Annotated in this window: 1 protein-coding gene; it reads left to right on the top strand. The window is 80.1% G+C overall.

Annotation, left to right across the window (positions count from 1 at the left end; translation table 11 throughout):
- A partial coding sequence (locus FNQ90_RS26130; RefSeq protein WP_182608555.1) for a sucrase ferredoxin occupies positions 1-557 on the top strand: 557 nt, incomplete at its 5' end.
- Between the last annotated feature and the right edge of the window lie 10 nt (positions 558-567).

Raw genomic sequence — 567 nt, 5'->3', positions numbered from 1 at the left:
CCCTGGTGCTGGTGTGCACCAACGGCCGCCGGGACCGCTGTTGCGCCGTGCTCGGTCGGCCGCTGGCCGCCGAGGCCGCCTCCGCCGGGGGCGCGGCGGTGTGGGAGGTGACGCACCTGGGCGGCCACCGCTTCTCCCCCACCCTGCTCGTCCTCCCGCACGGCTACGCCTACGGCCGGATGACCGGCCCGGCGGTGAAGGCCGTGGTGGAGGCGGTGCGCGCCGGGCTGGTGGTGACCGAGGGGTGTCGGGGACGGTCGGCCTGGGAGCCGGTCGGACAGGCCGCCGAGTTGGCGGTGCGGGGCACCACCGGCGAGCGGGACGCCGACGCCCTGGAGGTGATCCTCCCGGAGCCGGGGGAGCCGCCCGCCGGCCCCTCCGGGGAGCCGGGGGGTCGGTGGGTCCGGGTGCGGCGCCGGGACGGCACGGCGGCCTGGCGGGTGCGGGTGGAGCGGGACTCGACGGTGCCGCCCTTCCCGGCGAGCTGCGGGGCCCGGGCCCTCCCGCAGGCCCGGGTGCTGGCCACCGCGGTGGAGCCGCTGCCGACGACCGGGTGAGGGACGCGGG

The sequence above is a fragment of the Streptomyces alkaliphilus genome (assembly GCF_014141535.1).
GTDB classification, from domain to species: Bacteria; Actinomycetota; Actinomycetes; order Streptomycetales; family Streptomycetaceae; genus Streptomyces; species Streptomyces alkaliphilus.
Note: the sequence above shows the minus strand (reverse complement) of the source record. Positions and strands in the feature narration are given on the sequence as shown.